Here is a 966-nt window from a genome sequence, read left to right on the forward strand (position 1 = left end):
TCTCCGGCGAATTACTGATCACTTTGCTTTCGCCCGACTCGACGCCGGTCACCGGATGCTTATGCTTGTTGTAGGCATCACGCAGCGCCTTGACGCTGGAACTTTGCGACCCTGCGTTATCAGTGATATTTCCGTCGGCCGTTATATTCCCGGTGAAGTGAGAGTCAGGAGAGTCCACTGTCACGCCATCCGGTGCGATAATGGTCGCCTTTGAGCAGGTCACATTAACAGGATTCGGGCTGGTGATATTGATAGCGCTATCCGCAAATTCAATAAACTGATCCGGCTGCTGGTTAAGCAACCCGCCAAGATAAAGAGCATCAATCCGGCTGTGACAGCGTGTTGTGTTCGGCGCTCCTGATATCAGGTCCCGTCTGGCGTTGTCGCTGTCTTTGTCACAGTACAGCGCTATGCCAATATCACCGACCACCGGATCCATAATAATCGCTGAGCTTCCGCGCTGAAGCCGCCATACACTGGCCCCATAAACCTGAGCATTCTGGATTGGTGCGCCGGTGTTTGTTGTTCTGGTAACCAGTGGAAGAAAGTCAACTTTAAGGTTTGGCGCTTCACCGTACACTGCCATTACCATGACGATTTCAATAAAGTGCTTGCCGCTGAGGAATGATTCAAGGTTGTATAGCAGGCTGTCGGCATCGCTGGCTATAGCGTCATATTCACTCATTGCCATTTTCTTTCTCCGGAACAAATGGTGATATTGTGGCAATCGTGTGCCATGCCCCGTTTTTCGTCCAGGACGTGAGGTAATGAGATACCAGTCTGGCATCGTAATCCCCAGACGCTCCCGGTAGGGATGTATCAAGCCTTAGTTGCTCACCCTGAACAATAAAGGGTGAAAACTGTGTCTGGATAGTTAATCCTCCCCTGGTGTATACCGGGTAGCCAATCAACCCATTTTCCGGGGAGACGACCGGCCGCGTAGCTGCCAGCTTACCCCTGTACCTA

General features: G+C 51.6%; 1 protein-coding gene and 1 pseudogene. Both read right to left on the reverse strand.

Annotation, left to right across the window (positions count from 1 at the left end):
* The coding region (locus tag N7387_RS21265; protein WP_279800954.1) for a phage baseplate protein at positions 1–691 on the reverse strand (691 nt) is incomplete at its 3' end.
* Positions 678–966 (reverse strand): annotated as a pseudogene (locus N7387_RS21270) (hypothetical protein); the annotation flags it as partial. The pseudogene N7387_RS21270 and the gene N7387_RS21265, both read right to left, overlap by 14 nt.

This window comes from Morganella sp. GD04133 (assembly GCF_029835375.1).
Classification (GTDB): Bacteria; Pseudomonadota; Gammaproteobacteria; order Enterobacterales; family Enterobacteriaceae; genus Morganella; species Morganella morganii_B.